Source organism: Shewanella sp. SM73, assembly GCF_025653795.1.
GTDB lineage: Bacteria > Pseudomonadota > Gammaproteobacteria > Enterobacterales > Shewanellaceae > Shewanella > Shewanella oncorhynchi.
This window is the reverse complement of sequence record NZ_JAKKRY010000001.1, coordinates 702205-720387: the sequence shown is the minus strand read 5'-3', so window position 1 is coordinate 720387 and position 18183 is coordinate 702205. Positions and strand designations below refer to the sequence as shown.

The 18183-nt window shown below is 39.2% G+C and carries 12 protein-coding genes and 1 pseudogene; all 13 read left to right on the top strand.

Translation table 11 applies throughout. The features are described 5' to 3' along the window. Positions 1-230, top strand: a pseudogene (locus L5M51_RS03220) (IS4 family transposase); the annotation flags it as partial. A 25-nt stretch (positions 231-255) separates the two neighbouring features. Then, the gene (locus L5M51_RS03215) at positions 256-1449 is read left to right on the top strand and encodes an STY4851/ECs_5259 family protein (RefSeq protein ID WP_263171550.1); all 1194 of its coding nucleotides are present in this window, start codon (positions 256-258) and stop codon (positions 1447-1449) included. A 9-nt stretch (positions 1450-1458) separates the two neighbouring features. After that, complete coding sequence (locus L5M51_RS03210) at positions 1459-7767, top strand: DEAD/DEAH box helicase (protein ID WP_263171548.1); 6309 nt, start codon at positions 1459-1461, stop codon at positions 7765-7767. 126 nt (positions 7768-7893) lie between these two features. Further along, positions 7894-9483, top strand: coding sequence for a class I SAM-dependent DNA methyltransferase (locus L5M51_RS03205; protein ID WP_226058611.1), 1590 nt, complete (start codon positions 7894-7896; stop codon positions 9481-9483). Further along, the gene (locus L5M51_RS03200; protein WP_263166134.1) at positions 9480-10670 is read left to right on the top strand and encodes a restriction endonuclease subunit S; all 1191 of its coding nucleotides are present in this window, start codon (positions 9480-9482) and stop codon (positions 10668-10670) included. The genes L5M51_RS03205 and L5M51_RS03200 overlap by 4 nt, the downstream gene beginning before the upstream one ends. Positions 10671-10706: 36 nt before the next feature. Beyond that, a complete protein-coding gene (locus L5M51_RS03195; protein WP_263166137.1) occupies positions 10707-11942 on the top strand; it encodes a DUF6161 domain-containing protein in 1236 nt (411 codons plus the stop codon). 12 nt (positions 11943-11954) lie between these two features. Beyond that, positions 11955-13721: an AAA family ATPase gene (locus L5M51_RS03190; protein WP_263166139.1), complete on the top strand. Its 1767-nt coding sequence runs from the start codon at positions 11955-11957 to the stop codon at positions 13719-13721. Next, positions 13721-14605: a hypothetical protein gene (locus tag L5M51_RS03185; RefSeq protein ID WP_263166142.1), complete on the top strand. Its 885-nt coding sequence runs from the start codon at positions 13721-13723 to the stop codon at positions 14603-14605. The genes L5M51_RS03190 and L5M51_RS03185 overlap by 1 nt, the downstream gene beginning before the upstream one ends. A 30-nt stretch (positions 14606-14635) precedes the next feature. Then, the gene (locus L5M51_RS03180; protein WP_263166144.1) at positions 14636-15346 is read left to right on the top strand and encodes a GIY-YIG nuclease family protein; all 711 of its coding nucleotides are present in this window, start codon (positions 14636-14638) and stop codon (positions 15344-15346) included. Positions 15347-15471: 125 nt separating this feature from the next. Further along, positions 15472-15843, top strand: a complete 372-nt coding sequence (locus L5M51_RS03175) for a helicase-related protein (RefSeq protein ID WP_411569028.1) — start codon at positions 15472-15474, stop codon at positions 15841-15843. A 100-nt stretch (positions 15844-15943) separates the two neighbouring features. After that, complete coding sequence (locus L5M51_RS03170) at positions 15944-16651, top strand: DUF6933 domain-containing protein (RefSeq protein ID WP_263166147.1); 708 nt, start codon at positions 15944-15946, stop codon at positions 16649-16651. Between the two features lie 167 nt (positions 16652-16818). Beyond that, entirely contained in the window at positions 16819-16986 is a 168-nt protein-coding gene (locus L5M51_RS03165; protein ID WP_263166149.1) for a hypothetical protein, read from the top strand. A gap of 172 nt (positions 16987-17158) precedes the next feature. Next, positions 17159-18142, top strand: a complete 984-nt coding sequence (locus L5M51_RS03160) for a 5'-nucleotidase (protein ID WP_263171546.1) — start codon at positions 17159-17161, stop codon at positions 18140-18142. Positions 18143-18183 lie beyond the last annotated feature (41 nt).

Genomic DNA, 18183 nt, shown 5'->3' with positions numbered 1-18183 from the left:
AATGGCGAGTACTGATGGCGCTCTACAAGCCAAGGGCGCACAAAGGCAAAGAGGCACCAAATATGAAGTGGGCCTATCAGTCTCTGGCGAAATTAGGCGGCTTTAATGATAGCAAGCGCACGGGAATGGCTAGCTGGACCACGATTTGGGAAGGATGGGATGATCTTCAGGCTCAAGTAAAGGGCTATCGATTAGCCAAAGCCCTTTTTGAAGCCGGAAAAACGCTATGAGATCTGATCAAGAGACAGGGTCACAATGACCATTTCGAGCTTCTCTGGCAACTTAAAATATAAAATATATCGTTATAGTAGCCGAATATACGAAACTGAAGATAAACGTTTTTTTAAAATTTCAGCGGAAGGTCAAAATGTTGTAGCCGGTGCAGAGTTGTTACTAATGCAAATGAGCAATCCTGAAAGAACACCCACAAAAATAGAAGCATTAATTAGTGAAGGCATATCCACTGGTCATTATGAAATGCCGCAAGTAGATAAAAATGAAGGTCCATGGTTAATAGTACCAAGCTCAAATAGTGCGACAAATTTCAGAGCAAAATTGCTCGTAGGTCATGACAGTAGCAATCATATGTCAGAAGACGAAGCTGATCACGATCAAGTAAAACAACAGGTGAACTCACTACAACGGGCTGTTCAAGCATATCATCCTAAATTTAATACTCACGTGATAGCTGATGTTGTAATGCAAATGGCTGATAACCTACAACATAGTGGATGGGAGTTTTTGGTTAAACTCTTCAGCAACTATCAAAATTTGTCCTTAACAACATTCCAAGTTTGGCGTGAAATTGTGGCAAACCCCAAAGCATTAATACTGTGTTTTTATCGTTTCGAAGCTAATCCACAATTTATGGCGCGAATAGAATCAGAGTTTCCGGTTCTATGGCAAGTGACACCACCAGAATTATTCATCCAAACTTATAAACAAGTTCTCGATTGGTTAGAGCAAAAAGGTGTCGATAAACAATACGTAAAAATGATAGCAGAGCCTTGGTATGAATCTATTTTGTATCATATACCAGGTTTTAGCGAAGAGTTAGTGAGTTATCTGATTACAAATAAGATTGACCCCAAACTTAAGCTACCACTACCAATAATGAACATAGCTGGACAGGATTGGCTACAAGACCTATTACGAGAACACAGTGAAAACGATGTGTGGCCTGATAGTGAAGGTTACGAATTAAGTAAATGGTATCAAAATAATTCACTCGGACAGATAGATATTAACAGTCTACATAACTTCCAAAACTCTGTTATTTATTTACCTGTGTTCTTAGCTGCTGTATCAACGGGTAAAGCTAATTTATCAGACATTTATGATAGTTCATCAAATGCAATTTTTAAGTTGAAGAAAGTACGTGACTTTGATCCTAATTGGTTTGCAAGCATGTATACATTCCATTTATTAACGTTTTCAGAATTGATTTAAGGCTTTATTATGGAATATTTTTCACAGCTAACGAAGCAAGCAGCAGAGCGTGCACAAGAAGCGTCATTGAGTGTATTTGGTATTAGTAACCCATCCTTAAGAACACACCTAAAAAGTGTATTAAATCAACCGAGTGGCAAAGGCGAGTCTTTATTATCTTCACCTTTATTTGAACATACTTTTGGTTGGGAGCCTGCAAAAGTCAGTATATCTGAATTGAAAGGCACACTACTGTCTAAAGAAGTCATCACAGCACTCGATCATACAAATAATGGGCGCTATCGATTCAATGCAGAGTATTCGCCATTTACTCATCAATTGAAAAGTTGGCAAATGTTGTTAAATGATAATCCTCAATCTGTTGTCGTAACCAGTGGTACTGGTTCAGGTAAAACAGAATGTTTTATGGTACCAGTGATTGAAGATCTTTATCGGGAGATAAAGCAAACCAATGAGCCCCTTGTGGGCGTCCGAGCGCTATTTTTATATCCACTCAATGCATTAATCAACTCTCAAAAAGAGCGTTTGGATGCTTGGACTAAGCACTTTGGCAACAACATGCGTTTTTGTTTGTACAACGGTAATACAGAAAATTTGAAGGCTAAAGTTTCATCAGCTCAAAATTTAGTACCCAATCAGGTTTTGTCACGTGAATTAATGCGAGAAAAGCCAGCACCCATTTTAGTCACAAACGGCACCATGCTTGAATACATGATGGTGCGACAAGTTGATGCTCCTATCATTGCAGCATCAAAAAAACAAAAATCACTAAGATGGATTGTACTTGATGAAGCACATACTTATGTAGGGTCTCAAGCCGCTGAGTTGGCTTTGCAATTACGACGAGTATTAATAGCCTTTGGTGTTGAAGCAAAAGATGTTCGATTCGTGGCAACATCGGCTACGATCGCCGGTAAAGATACCGCTAATCAACTCAAAAAATACTTAGCTGACCTGGCTGGTGTTAACCAAGATCAAGTTACCGTGATTGGTGGCCAAAGGGTCATTCCACAAATACCCCGACTTGAAGAGAAACATACCAGTATTAAAGACTTAATGTCTATCCCAGCAGATGAAACGGTAAAAAAAGAAGATTTTAGTTTGGACGTTTCACGCACTAGGTTTGATGCTCTAGCCAGTTCATCAATTGCTAAAGCGATTCGAACTGTGTTTGTGAACTCATCAATACCTCAAACATTAGAAGACATAAATCAGAAAGTGTCTAATCTATTGGGTGATAAACCTTTTGATGAACAAACTTTATTGCTTTGGATAGATTTACTGACGGCGACCAAACCCGCGCCCAATAAAGAAGCATTTTTAAAAGTCAGAGCGCATTATTTTCAACGTATGTTCAGTGGATTATTTACCTGTATCGATCCTAGCTGTTCGAAAAAAGCAGATACAGAGCTTAAAACAAACTGGCCATATGGTTACGTTTATTCAAAAAGTAGAACTCATTGTGATTGTGACACTAAAGCCCCAGTGCTTGAGCTAGCTTTTTGTAATGAGTGCAATGAACCGCATCTATTGGGGGCAGATAAAAATGGAAAATTAAGTCAATGGCAGCAAGATGCTGGTGATGAATTTTCACTGACTGTAGAAAGTAACGATGATGATGATGATGAATCAAAAGAAACTAAAAAATCTTCTTCAAGTATTTCAAAAATTGTTTTGTCTAGTAAACAAGATAAAGCAGACAAAGATGATAAACGATATTTTTCACCAATCAAAATTGATATTAAAACTGGTGAAATTGCAAGTTTAGCCTCCAACAGCGTGCCTTATTTTTACAATGAAACAACGCAACCGATATGTTCGAATTGCAGCTATAAAGGGTTTAGTGGTCATTTACCCTATCGCCGGAGTATTCTCGGTGCGCCATTTTATGTAGCTAACGTAGTTCCAACCATTTTAGAATATTGCCCTGACCATGAAATGAAGCCTGGAGATCAAGAAGGTCCTCAATCTTTACCCGGAAGAGGTCGGAAATTAATTACCTTTACTGATAGTAGGCAAGGAACAGCCAGAATGGCTGTTCGGATGCAACAAGAAGCGGAACGTTCAAAGTTGCGTGGATTAGTTGTAGACATCCTAAAAAAAGCTCAACTTGAAGCACCTATCCAAGAAAAGCCAAATGCAGATGCCAAACCCGAAGATCTTTTTGCATTAGCAAAACAAATGGCCTCTATGGGACTTAAAGACAAAGCAAATGAACTAAATGAACTTGCTGCATCTTTATTGGCAGGTACTGCAAGTAAACTCAACCTGATTACATTGTCTTGGTCTCAAATGATAGACAGTTTGATTGCACATGGCAGTGTAAGCAAAGCAATGCTTCAATATAATAAATATGCAAATCCAGAAGTGTTTGATGGTTCTGCAGGACCAAGAAAGCTTGCCGAGCTGCTGCTTGTTCGTGAGTTTGCTCGTCGTCCTAAACGTCAAAACAGCTTAGAAACTCAAGGAATGGTTAAAGTTAGCTACCTTGGTCTCGATAAAATTACTAGTTTACCCAGTATCTGGCCAGGGTCGATTGAGGATTGGCGTGATTATTTAAAAACGTGCCTCGATTTTTATGTCCGAGAAAACAGTTATATAAATTTAAATGAAGACTGGAAAAGTTGGATTGGAAGTAATTTTGCAACAAAAACGTTAAGAAACCCTTTATCTAATGAAGATGATGAAAATAGAGTTAAGAAATGGCCACAAATTAAAGGTAATCAATTAAACAGACTAGCTAAGTTGCTAGTGTTGGCTTTTAATCTAGATATCGAAAAAAATATAGATAAAGATATTATTAATAATATATTGCGTGATGCATGGGATGCCCTAACAGAAGGGCTTCACCCCATATTAAGCTATGAAGGTAATCAGTTCTTTTTAGACCGCAGTAAAATGACTTTTTCATTCGTTGAAAAAGCTTTCATTTGTCCAATTACTAATAAACTTATAGATACAACGTTAAGGTCTATTACCCCGTATCTACCGAGGGATCTGAATAGTGGTAACTTTAGATGTGAAGAAGTCAATTTCCCAGCAGCTTGGAGCTTCTCGGCTAAACAAGAAGATTTTCAAATTGGCGTTAATAAAATTAGAAGATTAGTCGCTGACAATGTAGATGTGCAGTTATTACGTTCTCGAAACCTCTGGACAGATATTAACGATAGAACTATCGAAGGTGGCTTTTACTACCGCACTGCAGAACATTCGGCGCAGCAGTCATCTGAACGTCTAAAAAATTATGAAAAATTATTTGAGCAGGGCAAAGTTAATGCGCTGAATTGTTCGACCACCATGGAAATGGGTGTCGATATCGCCGGTATTTCAGCCGTTGTTATGAACAACGTGCCACCGCACCCAGCTAACTATTTACAGCGAGCAGGTCGAGCAGGGCGAAGCAAAGAGTCCCGAGCTTTAGCTTTTACATTGTGTAAATCTAACCCACACGATACTCAAGTATTCAACAATCCGGCTTGGCCATTCACAACATTAATATCGGCGCCGATTGTCTCACTTAACTCGGCGCGATTAACACAACGTCATGTTAATGCATTTTTACTGGGTATTTTTTTAACACAAGAAGTAGGTCATACCGAAAAAGAGAAAACATCACTCAATTTAAGCTGGTTTTACGAAAGTGAAACCTTGAGTATTTGTGATCGATTTAAAGCCAATATAGCAGCCCAAATAGATTCATTTGAGAAAGATATTTCACGACTAACTAAGGGGACAGTTTTAGAAGGTCGATCAATCCAGTCATTAGTCGATGTAACGGTTAATAGCATTGAAGAGCTTCAAACTGCTTGGTTAAAAGAACTTCATAGTGTTGAAAAAGAACTCAGCACCACTCAAAAGGATGGCCCTTATGCATTTAGACTAGGCATGGAATTACAACGTCATCGTCGCGAGTACTTGTTACGTGAGCTAGCAGCAAAAGCATTTTTACCCGGTTATGGATTCCCTACAGATATTGTCAATCTGGATAATTCCAATATTGAAGATTTCATACGTGAGCAAAAAGGACGTAGCAAAAATAATGCTGAACGAGAAGACAATATCTCTCGTTTGCGTGGCTTACCGTCACGCAATCTAGCAATTGCCATACGTGAGTATGCACCAGGTGCTGAAATGGTCATCGATGGCCGTGTATTCCGTTCTGCTGGCGTATCGCTTAACTGGCAAAATATTGCTGTTGCAGACGCTAAAGATGCCCAAAAATTTGATTTAGCATGGCGCTGCGTTAGCTGCGGGCAAACAGGTTATACAACAGAAATTCAAACGTCTGACAGTAACCTGTGTTGTTCTCATTGTGGCCATTCAATAAAAGTTGAAGACAAATTAAAAGTGCTTCAGCCCACAGGTTTTGTCACCGATTTCTATGCATCGCCAACAAACAATATTACCACTCAACACTATATCCCTGTTCAACCAGCTTGGGTCAGTGTTAATAGTCCAATTCACCCGTTACCTAATCCTAAACTGGGTTTTATGCGCTACGGTACAGACGGAAGTGTATTTAACTACAGCGCAGGCGAACACGGTAAAGGCTATGCAATGTGTCTGAGTTGTGGACGCGCAGAATCCCTTACCGCACAGGGTGAATTCCCCACAACATTAACACCTGAAAAGCCACATAAACCAATCCGCGGATCTAAAAAAGATAAAAATGATGGCCGTCACCACGACTGCGAAGGGTCTTCACATATTCACAAAGATATTTATCTCGGTAGTCAAACTAAAACCGATGTACTGGAAATAGTACTTTGCCACCCAAAAACCGGTGAATATCTAAACGACACCGGACCAAATACAGAAAATAGATCAATCGCATTAACCCTTGCAGTTGCCACGCGTAACGCACTCGCAGCAAGTTTAGGCATATTGAATAATGAAATGGGTTATACAATAAAACCTACGTTAATCAATACACAGCCGGTATTAGCAATACAACTTTATGACACGATAAGTGGAGGAGCAGGCTTTGCCTCTAGTGGGTCTACCATGATTGCCGCTATCCTATCAAAGGCCTATGACACGCTTCACTGTAAAGATCAATGCGACAGCCTATGTGCCGCTTGTTTACTTGATGCCGACACGCGTCACGATGTCGATAATCTAAATCGCTTAATGGCTCTGGATTGGCTAACAAAAGATTTCAGTCTAAGTTTAGCTATACCTGAGTCAATGCAGCTGCTTACCCAATCACAACATGCAAGCCAAAGTGCATTTGAAGAAATACACATAGCGTTGAATAAGCAGGCTACGGCTATATCTTTGTTTTTATCAAACGATCCAAATGAATGGGATTTAGCGGCAAGTACATTTAGACGAAAGCTAAAGCAGTATGATAATTTCAATGATGAGCTTTCATTAAATATCGTAATACCTTCTGACGTACAGTTAGCATCATTCGAGCAAGTCATAATTGACGACTTACTTCAACTTCATGCCAAAGGCGTTAAGCTTTATCAAGGTAACCCAAGTGTTTCAGCTGTAAACGGCGACAGCGGCCATATATTGGCGCAAGTTCATAACAGTGATGGAGTATTTACCATCGCCAGTAATAACCTCACTGTGGCAAACCCAGATCAAAATTGGTTACAGCATAGAGATAACTCATATTTAATTAAATCAAACCTACATCGAGATGTGTCTATAGTGTCTATTGATACCTCTGTGTGGCAAAAAACCGCAAAGGTAACCCAAATTGCGGTAGAGCTAACTAAAGAATGTAATGGTCTGTTAACTGAATTTGGCCAACATTTTTGGCAAGCCTTAAAAGATAACAACGAAGTGCTTAAACAGGCTTTAGACTCGCAACACATTGAAACCATTCAATACAGTGATCGCTACCTTCAAAATCCTTGGTCACTGCTAATGTTGGGGGAATTACTTAAACCATTTGCTACCGTGTCACCAAGAGTCGACATTTTTACTTTATATAACAGAAAAGATTCTATTGGCTCCAAGGTCGAACATGATTGGGACGACCAGCAAGAAATGCGTGAGATGTTTGAACACTGGTTTAAATTGGGGTTAAAAATGCCTATCAATTTAGATGTTGCGACTTATAGAGGCAACATACAACATCGTCGAGAACTGGTTCTAACATTTGCCTCAGGATTAAGCTTCTCAATACGCTTTGATCAAGGCTTAGGTTACTGGAAACATGATCTCAAGTATCACAATGCAAAATTTGAATTTTATGATGTCCAAGATCAATTAATCCAATTAACTAAAATCTATGACACTGTTAGTGTCAAAAACAGTTTTGATTGGTCAACCGATATTTACGTTAACCAGATAACGCAATAAACCTAAACTGATTAATTTACTAGCACACACATCATCTTGGCGATAAAACACTTATCGCCAAGGGTAAAACTGACTAGCATAGGCTCTATAGCCAAGTAAGCAGCACATCAACAATAAGAGTACACCATGATCACAGGTCAACTAAAAAGCAAAATCGACAAGCTATGGGAAGAATTTTGGACCGGCGGCATTACCAATCCGTTAACGGTTATCGAGCAAATTACCTTTTTAATGTATGCCCGCATGCTCGACATGAACGAACAAGTTGACGAAAAACGAAGTGCACGAACTGGCCAAGCGTTTAACCGTCGTTTTAATGATGCGCAGCAACACCTGCGTTGGCAAAATATTCGTCATTTAGGTGCCGAGCAGCTATACAAAACAGTTAAAGATGAACTCTTCCCGTATTTTGGTTCAAGCTCTGCAGCATCAGTAAAAGAGGGCAACGAAGGCTCGTTATTTTCTGAGTTTATGAAAGATGCCCAGTTAATGATCCAAAAACAAAGCTTGTTGGTAAAAGCGGTTGAAATGGTTAATGACTTGCCACTTGATAACAGCGATACCAAAGGTGATTTATACGAGTATTTACTAAGTAAACTCACCACCGCGGGTATTAACGGCCAGTTTAGAACACCGCGCCATATCATCCGCGCCATGGTCGAAATGCTAGACCCAAGCACAACCAGCCGTATTTGCGACCCAGCGAGCGGTACCGGCGGCTTTTTATCAATTTCTTACGAATACCTACTCGAAAAATACACCTCAAAAGACTGTATAGAACGTGAACCATTATTTGATGAAGACGGTAAACCGCTTCTAGACAATCAAGGCCAGCAGCTTGAAAATATACTATTTTCTGGTGATTTAATCGATCAACAAGCACGCCAACACATAGACACCGACATGTTTCACGGCTTTGATTTTGATGCCACCATGCTTCGGGTTGCCGCAATGAACCTAGTGATGCACGGCATTAAACAACCCGACGTGCATTATCAAGACACCCTAAGCCAACGCTTTAGTGAAAACTTCCCACAGGATTCAAAAGAAAGCTTCGATATCATTCTTGCTAACCCGCCATTTAAAGGCAGTTTAGATGAAGAAGACGTTTGCCCTGAGCTGCTGCGAAAAGTCAAAACTAAAAAGACAGAACTGCTGTTTGTTGCCTTAATCGAGCGCATGTTAAAAATTGGCGGTCAATCGGCCACCATCGTGCCAGACGGTGTGTTATTTGGCTCATCCAATGCCCACCAGCAGTTGCGTCAATTATTAATCGAAAGCAACCAACTTGAAGCGGTCATTTCATTACCTAGTGGGGTATTTAAACCTTACGCTGGTGTGTCTACTGCTATCCTTATTTTCACCAAAGGCGGCAGCACCGATCATGTATGGTTTTATGATGTCCAAGCCGATGGTTTTTCGCTAGATGACAAGCGAACGCCAATCAAAGACAACGACTTACCAAGCCTAGTGAGTGAGTTTAAAGCCCGTGATAAAGCCATTGCTCAAACCGCTGAAAATGACAAAACTCAAAAGGCATTTTGGGTCAGTAAAGACGATATCGTAACGAACAAATATGACTTGTCGATCAATCGCTACAAAGAAGTGGTGCACACTGCCGAAGTCTATGACGACCCAAAAGTCATCCTAACCAAGCTTAAAGCCCTAGAAAACGATATTCTAAAAGACTTAAATGAGCTGGAGGCAATGCTGTGAGTTGGGGATATGAAAAATTAAGCATTATTGCACCTTCAAAGCCATTAAAGCATCCTGTCATATCAAATTCTGAAAAAGTGTGGATGCTTAATTTGGATATGGTTGAGGCTAATAGTGGTCAAGTCATAGGTAAACAAAAGTCACCACTATCTACAGCGGGTTCATCGACTCATTGGTTTGATACATCACATGTTTTATATTCTAAATTACGACCATATTTAAACAAAGTGGTAATGCCTGATGAGGAGGGGCTTGCTACAACAGAACTTGTTCCTTTAAAACCCGATAGTAAAAGGCTAGATCGTGCATATTTAACCTATTACTTACGTTCTAAGACATTTGTCGATTGGATCAGTGAGCAAGTAGCGGGCGCCAAAATGCCACGAGTGTCAATGAATGTGTTTTGGAACCACGAAATTCCAATTCCTTTCCCTGACGATCCGGCTAAAAGTTTAGCCGAGCAAAAACGCATTGCCTCAATTTTAGATAAAGCCGATGCCATCCGTCGCAAACGCAAGCAAGCCATCCAACTCGCCGACGACTTCCTCCGCAGTGTCTTCCTAGACATGTTCGGCGATCCTTTGGTCAATTCCAAGAAATGGCAAGTTCAAAATTTAGGTGAACTGACAACAAAAATAACTGATGGCAAACACGGTGATTGTGAAGATGAGATTGGTTCGGGGTATTACTTCATAAGTGCTAAGGATGTTAATCATGGAAGAATTAACTATGAAAATACTCGTCAGATAAATAAAAAGGAATTTGATGAGGTCCATAGGAGAACTGATCTACAGGCTGGCGATTTGGTTATGGTTAACACTGGAGCAACTATAGGTCGAGTTGCGATAGTAATGAATGATGAAAAAACGTCTAAGACAACTTTTCAAAAAAGTGTCGCGATTATCAAACCTAAAGGTGATCTTTTAAATTCGAACTTTCTTAAATATATATTTTTGTTACGAGTAAAAGACTTTGCTTCTGTTGGTTCAGGCTCAGCAATTAAAAATCTACTACTTTCCAAGATGAGAGAGTTTCCAATAATTGTTCCCCCAATGGAATTACAATGCAAGTTTGACCGAATAGTTTCTCACATTGAAAGTTCAAGTATCAGAGATGCTGCTGATAGTGAATTGAACGATGAGCTATTTAATTCTCTAAGTCAAAAAGCTTTCGCTGGCGAACTATAGCTATTACTTTAAAACAAGAATAACAAGGACGTTAAGATGTCAGAAAAAAAAGAGCTTGAAGAAACAAAACTTAAACGCATCACCATTAAAACCGAAAACGGGAGTAAATGGTTTGATGAGCCTGAAAAGTTGCTCGCTTGGGTTCAACAACAACGTCAGCTTTATACTTTTGATAGAAATATTGCTCAACGCTATCAAATGCAACACCTGTTTAGTGTATTCGATCAGAGTTGGAGTAATTTACAGCAGCAAATCACCGCTGGATTACAACGATTTCAGCATGAGCCATTTAATTATAACGCCCGTGTAGAGCAATTTAGCCAGTCATTTACCAATTACTTAAATACCAAGGGGCTTTACACTGAAGAAGCGCCATTTAACGGATTTATTCAACGACAAAAGAATAAAAGCACAGAGTATGGTTTAGCCGCTATTGCTGTCGCGTTTGATATTAATGTTTCCCAAATTGACCGAAACATGTATCAAGGCCTGCAAGAAGCGGATGCTTACTTTGCCGGGAGTGAAGACAGGATTGACGACGAGACAGAGTCGCTAGAACAATTAAAGCATCGTTGGGATGATGAGTTCACTAATAATAGAGATAATTGGGTTACTGAATATCAAATCAAAATTGACGAAGCTACTCGCCAGATCTTAACTGTTGATGGTTTGATCACTGATTGGCAAGATCAAACTGAGACACAAACCGCTGATTTAGATACCCATAAAAATGAGTTTAAAACAAAGTTCGATGATGAACTTGCAAAGGCTAAGACAGATTTAGAAAACCTCACAAAAACCTATGACGATAAGCTCGCCTTGCATGCTGCTGTGAGGTATTGGGGCATTCAACAAAAAAGTAACCGTAATAAAGCAATCGGCTTTGGCATTGTAATGTTATTGATGATTATCGCGGTTGTTACAACGCTAATATACTTTGTTGATAATCACTTAAACACAACGATTAAAGATGTCGCACTTAATAAACTGATAACCGTTGCTGTTATCACTACATTTGGTATTTGGATAATTAAAGTTGCCGCCAATATCTTTATGTCTCACCTCCATCTCACTACCGATGCCCAAGAACGCAGAACCATGATCCATACTTACCTTGCTCTCACTCGGAAAGGCCAAGGGCCTAAAGAAGAAGACCGTCAGCTTATACTGCAAACCTTATTCAGACCAAGCACAACCGACATGGTGAAAAACGATCAAGGCCCTACACAGTTAGTCGATATGATTAACAGACTGTCTACCAAGTCAAATTAGAAGAGTACTGAAATGAGAATCACCAAGTTATCACTCACCAACTTTCGCTCTTTTAAAGAAACACAGACGATTGAATTTGCGCCAGTCACCTTACTTTTTGGACCTAACAGTGTCGGGAAAAGTACAGTATTATTAGCATTATTTTACTTACAACAAATAGTCGATAAAGGAGAATGCAATCCGCAAAAAATTGATGCTTTGGGCGGAAAGTTTGTTGACGGTTTTGAGAACATGGTTAATGGGCGAGATCTCAGTAAGCGGATTAAATTTAAAATTGAATATGATATGGGCACTAGTATAGGTTCTGATTATAGCGGCAGCAATGAGTTACTTTACGATATTGCAGGCGTTGAGCTAGATCTTCTTATAATGGATATGCCTTCAGGGGCTTATGATCAAAAAGTTGCTATTGAATTTGAAATTGCATGGTCGTTTACTCTAAAAACGGCATATATAGCAAGTTATTCAGTATGGTTTGATGGTGATTTTATCGGCGAAATCACCGCTGATGCAGGTTTAAAAAATCCTATTATTAGTAAGTTAAATTTTGGTCATGCTCTTCTTTGCGATTATTTTGATGCTAGGTCCGATTGGCTTTGGGAAATGTATCAAACTCAAGAATGTCTGTTGGCTACTGAAACGAAGGAAGAAATTGAACTCAATTTATCAGACGGTGAGGTTATTAATAACCAACAGTTCTCTGATGATGGTATTTACAGTAGGGTCCATTTTTTAATTCATCAACAATTCCCAATAGGAATTAAAGGGATGGCCGGTGCTCTACCTCGTTTAGGCAAAAAACTAGTCACAAGTTTAGATTTAGAATCCAAGCCGAATGAATATCTCATTAATACCGTTTTAAGCGAGTTATTTGTTTCTCCACTAGATAACTTGTTAAGTATTCTTAGCCAAAGCCTATGTATCGGCCCTCTAAGAATAGTACCTGATTCAAGCTTTAAACCAAACCCTTACCCTAAACAAGGTGACTGGTACAATGGGCAAGCTTGTTGGGATGAGCTGGCAATTACCGACATTAAACGCGATCACTCAGTTAATTCTTGGCTAGCAGATGATAAATTAAATTTAGGTTATAAATTAATTTATCAAATAGAGGAAGGAGAGAGACGCTTCATTACACCATCCTTTGATATTCAGCATTACAATGATTTATTGGCTGTTACTGATGCTATTGGTATTCAAATAGAACAACTCCATGATTCAGAGGACTCAGATCCTAAAAAATTGAGTTATGAAGATTTAGAGGCATCAAGGACTTCACAGGATCTACATTCTAAGTTTTATAAAGGAATGCTGCAATATAAAAAATCATCAGTGTCAATATGGGATGAACGTAATAATGTGAGTGTTTCACCTGCTGATATCGGTGTTGGTGTATCTCAGTTATTGCCGTTAATAGTAGCTAGTTATACTAGGAAAAAAGGCATTATTGCATGTGAGCAACCTGAGTTACATGTGCATCCCAGAGTACAAGTTGCAATTGGCGATCTGTTAACTCAGGTTTCTACTAATGCTACATACCTAATTGAAACTCACAGCGAACATTTAATATTAAGATTATTGAAAAGAGTCCGACAAACGGCTGAAGGTAATTTGCCAAAAGATTTAACAGCTGTGAAGCCAGAAGATATTAGTGTTATTTTCTTATCCAATTCAACAGCTGGGATAAAGGCTAAGCGAATTGATATTACAGAAGATGGCGACTTTGTTGAAGATTGGCCTGGTGGCTTCTTTGAAGAGCGTGATGAGGAGCTATTCTAATGTATCAAGAAGTCGCTTTTGATCCACGTTGTATGGCTGAGTACCATTATTATGGTTTATTAAAACATAGTTTTGGTTTTGAAGCCGGTCGCTATGTTATTGCGCCAGTCAGAGATTGGGCGAGGGAAGCGTTTCAAGCTGCTAAAGCATCCGAAAACCTGTTACCAGTACGAAAGAAATCGATCACGAATTTTTTAAATAACCTCCAACGAAGTAAGGATCAACCATATTTTATATTGCCACTAGATCGAAGCTCAATCTTGGCAGATGATTGGAGTGTCTGGTGCACTCGTCAAACAGAGATATTACCTTTCAACTCGATTGTATCGGAGCTATTCGCTGGAGCAATCAAATACGATGACCTTATAGACGGACATGATAGTTGGTTAATGCCACCATCGAGATTAGTTAATAAAGTAGCTAAAGATATTTCAGCATCTTTATCAACCTTAATCAGGTTTGGAGGAAATGTTTTTATTGTAGATCAATATTTTAGACTCGCAAACAACCCTGTTTTAAAGTCAATATTCACGTTAAGTCAAGACTCTCACGCTATAAGTAGCATTACTTTGGTGACGAGTATCAATACTGGCAATCCTCAGAAAGTATTTCAGCAAGAATTTATTGATATGTACGATCAAATTCCAAATTTCTCACTTATTATCGCACCAGAACGTTATTTTCACGATCGTTATGTGATAACTGATAAAGGCGCAATTAAATCCGGGCATGGTTTTTCTGAGGGAGTAGAACAAGGAGTTCAGGCGGATAAGCTTAGTTTGAGCCTATGCAGTGTTGTTGAGGCCACTATTACAAAACAATGGGTTGAAAAGGCTATAGCCGAAAATAAAGCTGAGTGTATTGTTCTGTTTAAGCAATGTTGATTGTAAGTAAAATTACAAATAGGAAATATAATGAGCAACTTTTGGCGTTTATCCACAAATGAAATTGAAATAAATAATATTTTAAATGGTAAAGAGCTTTCTGTACCTGAAGACATGCTTCCAAAACTTCGTAATGGGCATTGTATCGTTTTAGCTGACTGGAACGAAAATGACTTATTAGGCCATACCCTTGCTTTTTGTATTGTAAAGTCAGTTGTTATCGGTACTGACAAATTTGAAGTTGATTGGCTTCCATTCGATGTATACCTTCGTCCGAATCCATCTGGAAGACGATTTTGGAAAGATCGGTCTTTTTTTAAATTTGCACCAGAAGTAGTCAAACGTTACATGATAAAAGACTTATTTGCAGAATGCTTTTCTGAGTTAGGACAAACAGAATTTGGAAAAGTTGTAGGATCAACTACTAATATTAGAACGTCAACAGCGACACTTGGAAGTAATCCTATAAAAGGTTTTGTTTATGTTATTGAGTCTGAATATGGTTTCAAAATCGGTAAAACAATCAATATTAAAAATCGGACTAAATTATTTTCTGTAAAACTGCCTTTTGAAATAAAGCTTATACATTATGCAGAATTTGATGATTACTCTTCGGCAGAAAGAGAGATGCACTTACATTTCTCAAACAAGAGACTGGAGGGGGAATGGTTCGACTTAGATAAGGATGATATTGACTATATAAAGACCTTAGGCGTTATCCAGCCATTATTTGGTCTATAAAAAGGCGATAAGGGTTAATATTAATCCACTTTTTTAGTGGGGATTTTTCGAGAGCTGTAATTCAGATATGTTTAGACAAAATTTATGCGTTACAGATTCATGTCATTAATGGCGATAGTAAAGCGATGGCAACGAAGAAGGACCAACTGTCGCGTAAAGGCATGATAACTGATTTTGAATCAAAGGAAGGATTTAACATTATCATCATGTCTCCAGTTGCTGCTGGCGTAGGATTGACCGTTGTTGGCGCAAATCATGTAGTGCATCTAGAGCGCCATTGGAACCCGGCAAAAGAAGCTCAAGCAACAGATCGAGTCTATCGAATTGGTCAGGAAAAACCTGTTTTTGTTCATTTACCCTGCCTTTTACATCCAGAGTATGATTTGTTTGATGTGAATTTAGATAAGTTGTTAGCTAAAAAAACCATGCTTAGTGATGCAGTGGTAACGCCAGAAGCTGTTAGTGAACATGAACTTATGTCTTTAATGGGTTTGTAGGGAATATTTAAACATGTCACAGGGAAGCTGCTATTCATCGATTCTTATATCTAAATTTGATTCGTTGTTGTGATTCTTGTAACGGGAACGATAAAAAAGTATGAAATTATTACTATCCGCAACCAATGCACTCAACAAATGGCTTAAAGCCGACTTGTCTCGCTTGCCTGAGAAAGATGGCCAGAGAGTCGGGGTTCATACCTTAGCGTCAGACGAGCAAGCATTTAGCTGGCAACTGAACATAATCGATAATGCCTATAAATCACGCCACAAAACCATTATTGCCTGTGAAGCCAACAGCCGTTTTACTGTATTTATACCCGCTGATACAAAACTAACGCTGGATGAATTAGCAGCACGCTTGCAAATGGAGTGGCAATATTCATTAGCAGAAACCTTGCAGCAGCTCCGTGCCATCCCAAGTAGTGATATTGCTATGCTATTAAGTGAGCTATCTGAACTGAACATGGATACTCATTGGGTTAAAAATACCGATTTAAGCATTAGCGGCCATATTAGTGATGCCGCACTTTGGGTTAGCCAAACGTTGGCGGAGCAGGAGCTTAATGAGCTGCCTTCCGATTTGTGCACCGATTTATCGATTCATCTCAATACTCAAAAGAAGCACGCAAAAGATCAAAAACAAAAATTTATGCCAATAGTAAAGATGATGGATTACTGCCAAGATATTTTAATGGAACCGCAACCACTACCAGCAAAGCCAGATTTAGCATCTGCTACTAATACGGCTGAAAATAGTACTCTTGCTGGCGACAAGATAGTGCAATTGAGTGATTACAGAAAGTAATAATAATTACCAATTATTAAGATTGATTACCTAGTTTAATTAGCGTGATTAAACGTATTTATCGCAAGCAATTGAAATATAATCATTTAAATGGCTTATAGCTGTTGGCGTGATTGTGGTGCAGTTCTGGCATTAGTCGTCATACATTTATTGAAAAGGTATGAGCAATGTCCAAGCTGTTGTTACTGTTAGCCCTGTTAATTGTGATTTTGATCATCAACGCCATCGCCTTGCTAGTATACCTTGTCAAAGGCGACACCTATGAAGTGCCAGTTAGCAAAAACATTGCTAGCCAAGATACTAAGCTTAAACAGCAAAAACAGTTAAAGGATTAATATGACTAGCTTAGGAATCGTATTAAACAAAGGTAACAAGCCGAATTCCATTAAATGGATATGCTGTGTATTCAGCAGTATTTTTTATGATTATTTAACTTTTCTATCAAAAAAAATTGAGTTCAGCAAAGCTTCATGCTTGAATACAAGCCACTGAAACAAGGATGTTTTTATGCCACTAGATCTCTCTAATACATTAGTCGTTGGTATTTCAGCCACGGCCTTATTCGATATGGCTGAATCTGACCAAATTTTCAGAAAAACCTTTGAATCAGATCCTGATACTGCCATAGAAAAATACCGCGAGTTTATGCTGGCACACGAAGATGAGCCGCTAAAACCTGGGACCGGTTACCCTCTGATCAAAGCTTTACTTGGCCTTAATCAATATCAGCAGGGCAATAGCCCTCTTGTTGAAGTTGTGGTGATGTCACAAAACAGCCCAGATACCGGTCTTCGGGTGCTTAATACTATTCGCCACGACAAGCTCAACATTACCCGTTCAGCCTTTACCGCGGGCGAAACCGTAGCCGATTATCTCGATGCCTTTGATGTGGACCTGTTTCTCACCACCAATGTTAAAGATGCTCAGCAGGTGATTGATTCCAAGAACTGCGCCGCGGCAATATTAAAAGCGCCGCCAACGGATGCACCGGAAATACCCGAGGGTCAAGTCCGCATCGCCTTCGATGGTGATGCCGTATTGTTTTCCGATGAAAGTGAATTAGTTTACAAAACCCAAGGCATGGAAGCCTTTCATGCTCAAGAAGACGCAAAACAAAATATCCCAATGGCAGAGGGGCCTTACGCCAGTTTATTGCATAAGTTGTCTCGCTTGCAGGATAGATTACCCATTCGCGTTGAATACTCACCGATCCGCATTGCATTAGTCACTGCTCGTAATAGCCCTTCGGAGATGCGAGTAATTAAAACCTTAAGGCATTGGGGCGTGTATGTTGATGAGGCTTTTTTCTTAGGAGGAGTAGAGAAGACTAAAGTGTTAAAAGCCTTTCGGCCTCACATCTTCTTCGATGATCAGGACGTGCACCTTGATGCTGCTGCTAATTTAGTTCCTTCCGGAGAAGTCCCTTATCTTAGTGATTCAGCATTGTCTGAAAAGTTAGCAAGTGATCTCATGTCAAAACACAGGGAGTAATTAATAATGGTTATGCCACTTGGCAGTGTGAGAACTGCGGT

Bases quoted from the DNA above. Each gene is read 5' to 3' on its own strand.
- L5M51_RS03215 (WP_263171550.1), top strand. From the start codon at position 256: ATGACCATTTCGAGCTTCTCTGGCAACTTAAAATATAAAATATATCGT.
- L5M51_RS03210 (WP_263171548.1), top strand. From the start codon at position 1,459: ATGGAATATTTTTCACAGCTAACGAAGCAAGCAGCAGAGCGTGCACAA.
- L5M51_RS03205 (WP_226058611.1), top strand. From the start codon at position 7,894: ATGATCACAGGTCAACTAAAAAGCAAAATCGACAAGCTATGGGAAGAA.
- L5M51_RS03195 (WP_263166137.1), top strand. From the start codon at position 10,707: ATGTCAGAAAAAAAAGAGCTTGAAGAAACAAAACTTAAACGCATCACC.
- L5M51_RS03190 (WP_263166139.1), top strand. From the start codon at position 11,955: ATGAGAATCACCAAGTTATCACTCACCAACTTTCGCTCTTTTAAAGAA.
- L5M51_RS03185 (WP_263166142.1), top strand. From the start codon at position 13,721: ATGTATCAAGAAGTCGCTTTTGATCCACGTTGTATGGCTGAGTACCAT.
- L5M51_RS03180 (WP_263166144.1), top strand. From the start codon at position 14,636: ATGAGCAACTTTTGGCGTTTATCCACAAATGAAATTGAAATAAATAAT.
- L5M51_RS03175 (WP_411569028.1), top strand. From the start codon at position 15,472: ATGGCAACGAAGAAGGACCAACTGTCGCGTAAAGGCATGATAACTGAT.
- L5M51_RS03170 (WP_263166147.1), top strand. From the start codon at position 15,944: ATGAAATTATTACTATCCGCAACCAATGCACTCAACAAATGGCTTAAA.
- L5M51_RS03165 (WP_263166149.1), top strand. From the start codon at position 16,819: ATGTCCAAGCTGTTGTTACTGTTAGCCCTGTTAATTGTGATTTTGATC.
- L5M51_RS03160 (WP_263171546.1), top strand. From the start codon at position 17,159: ATGCCACTAGATCTCTCTAATACATTAGTCGTTGGTATTTCAGCCACG.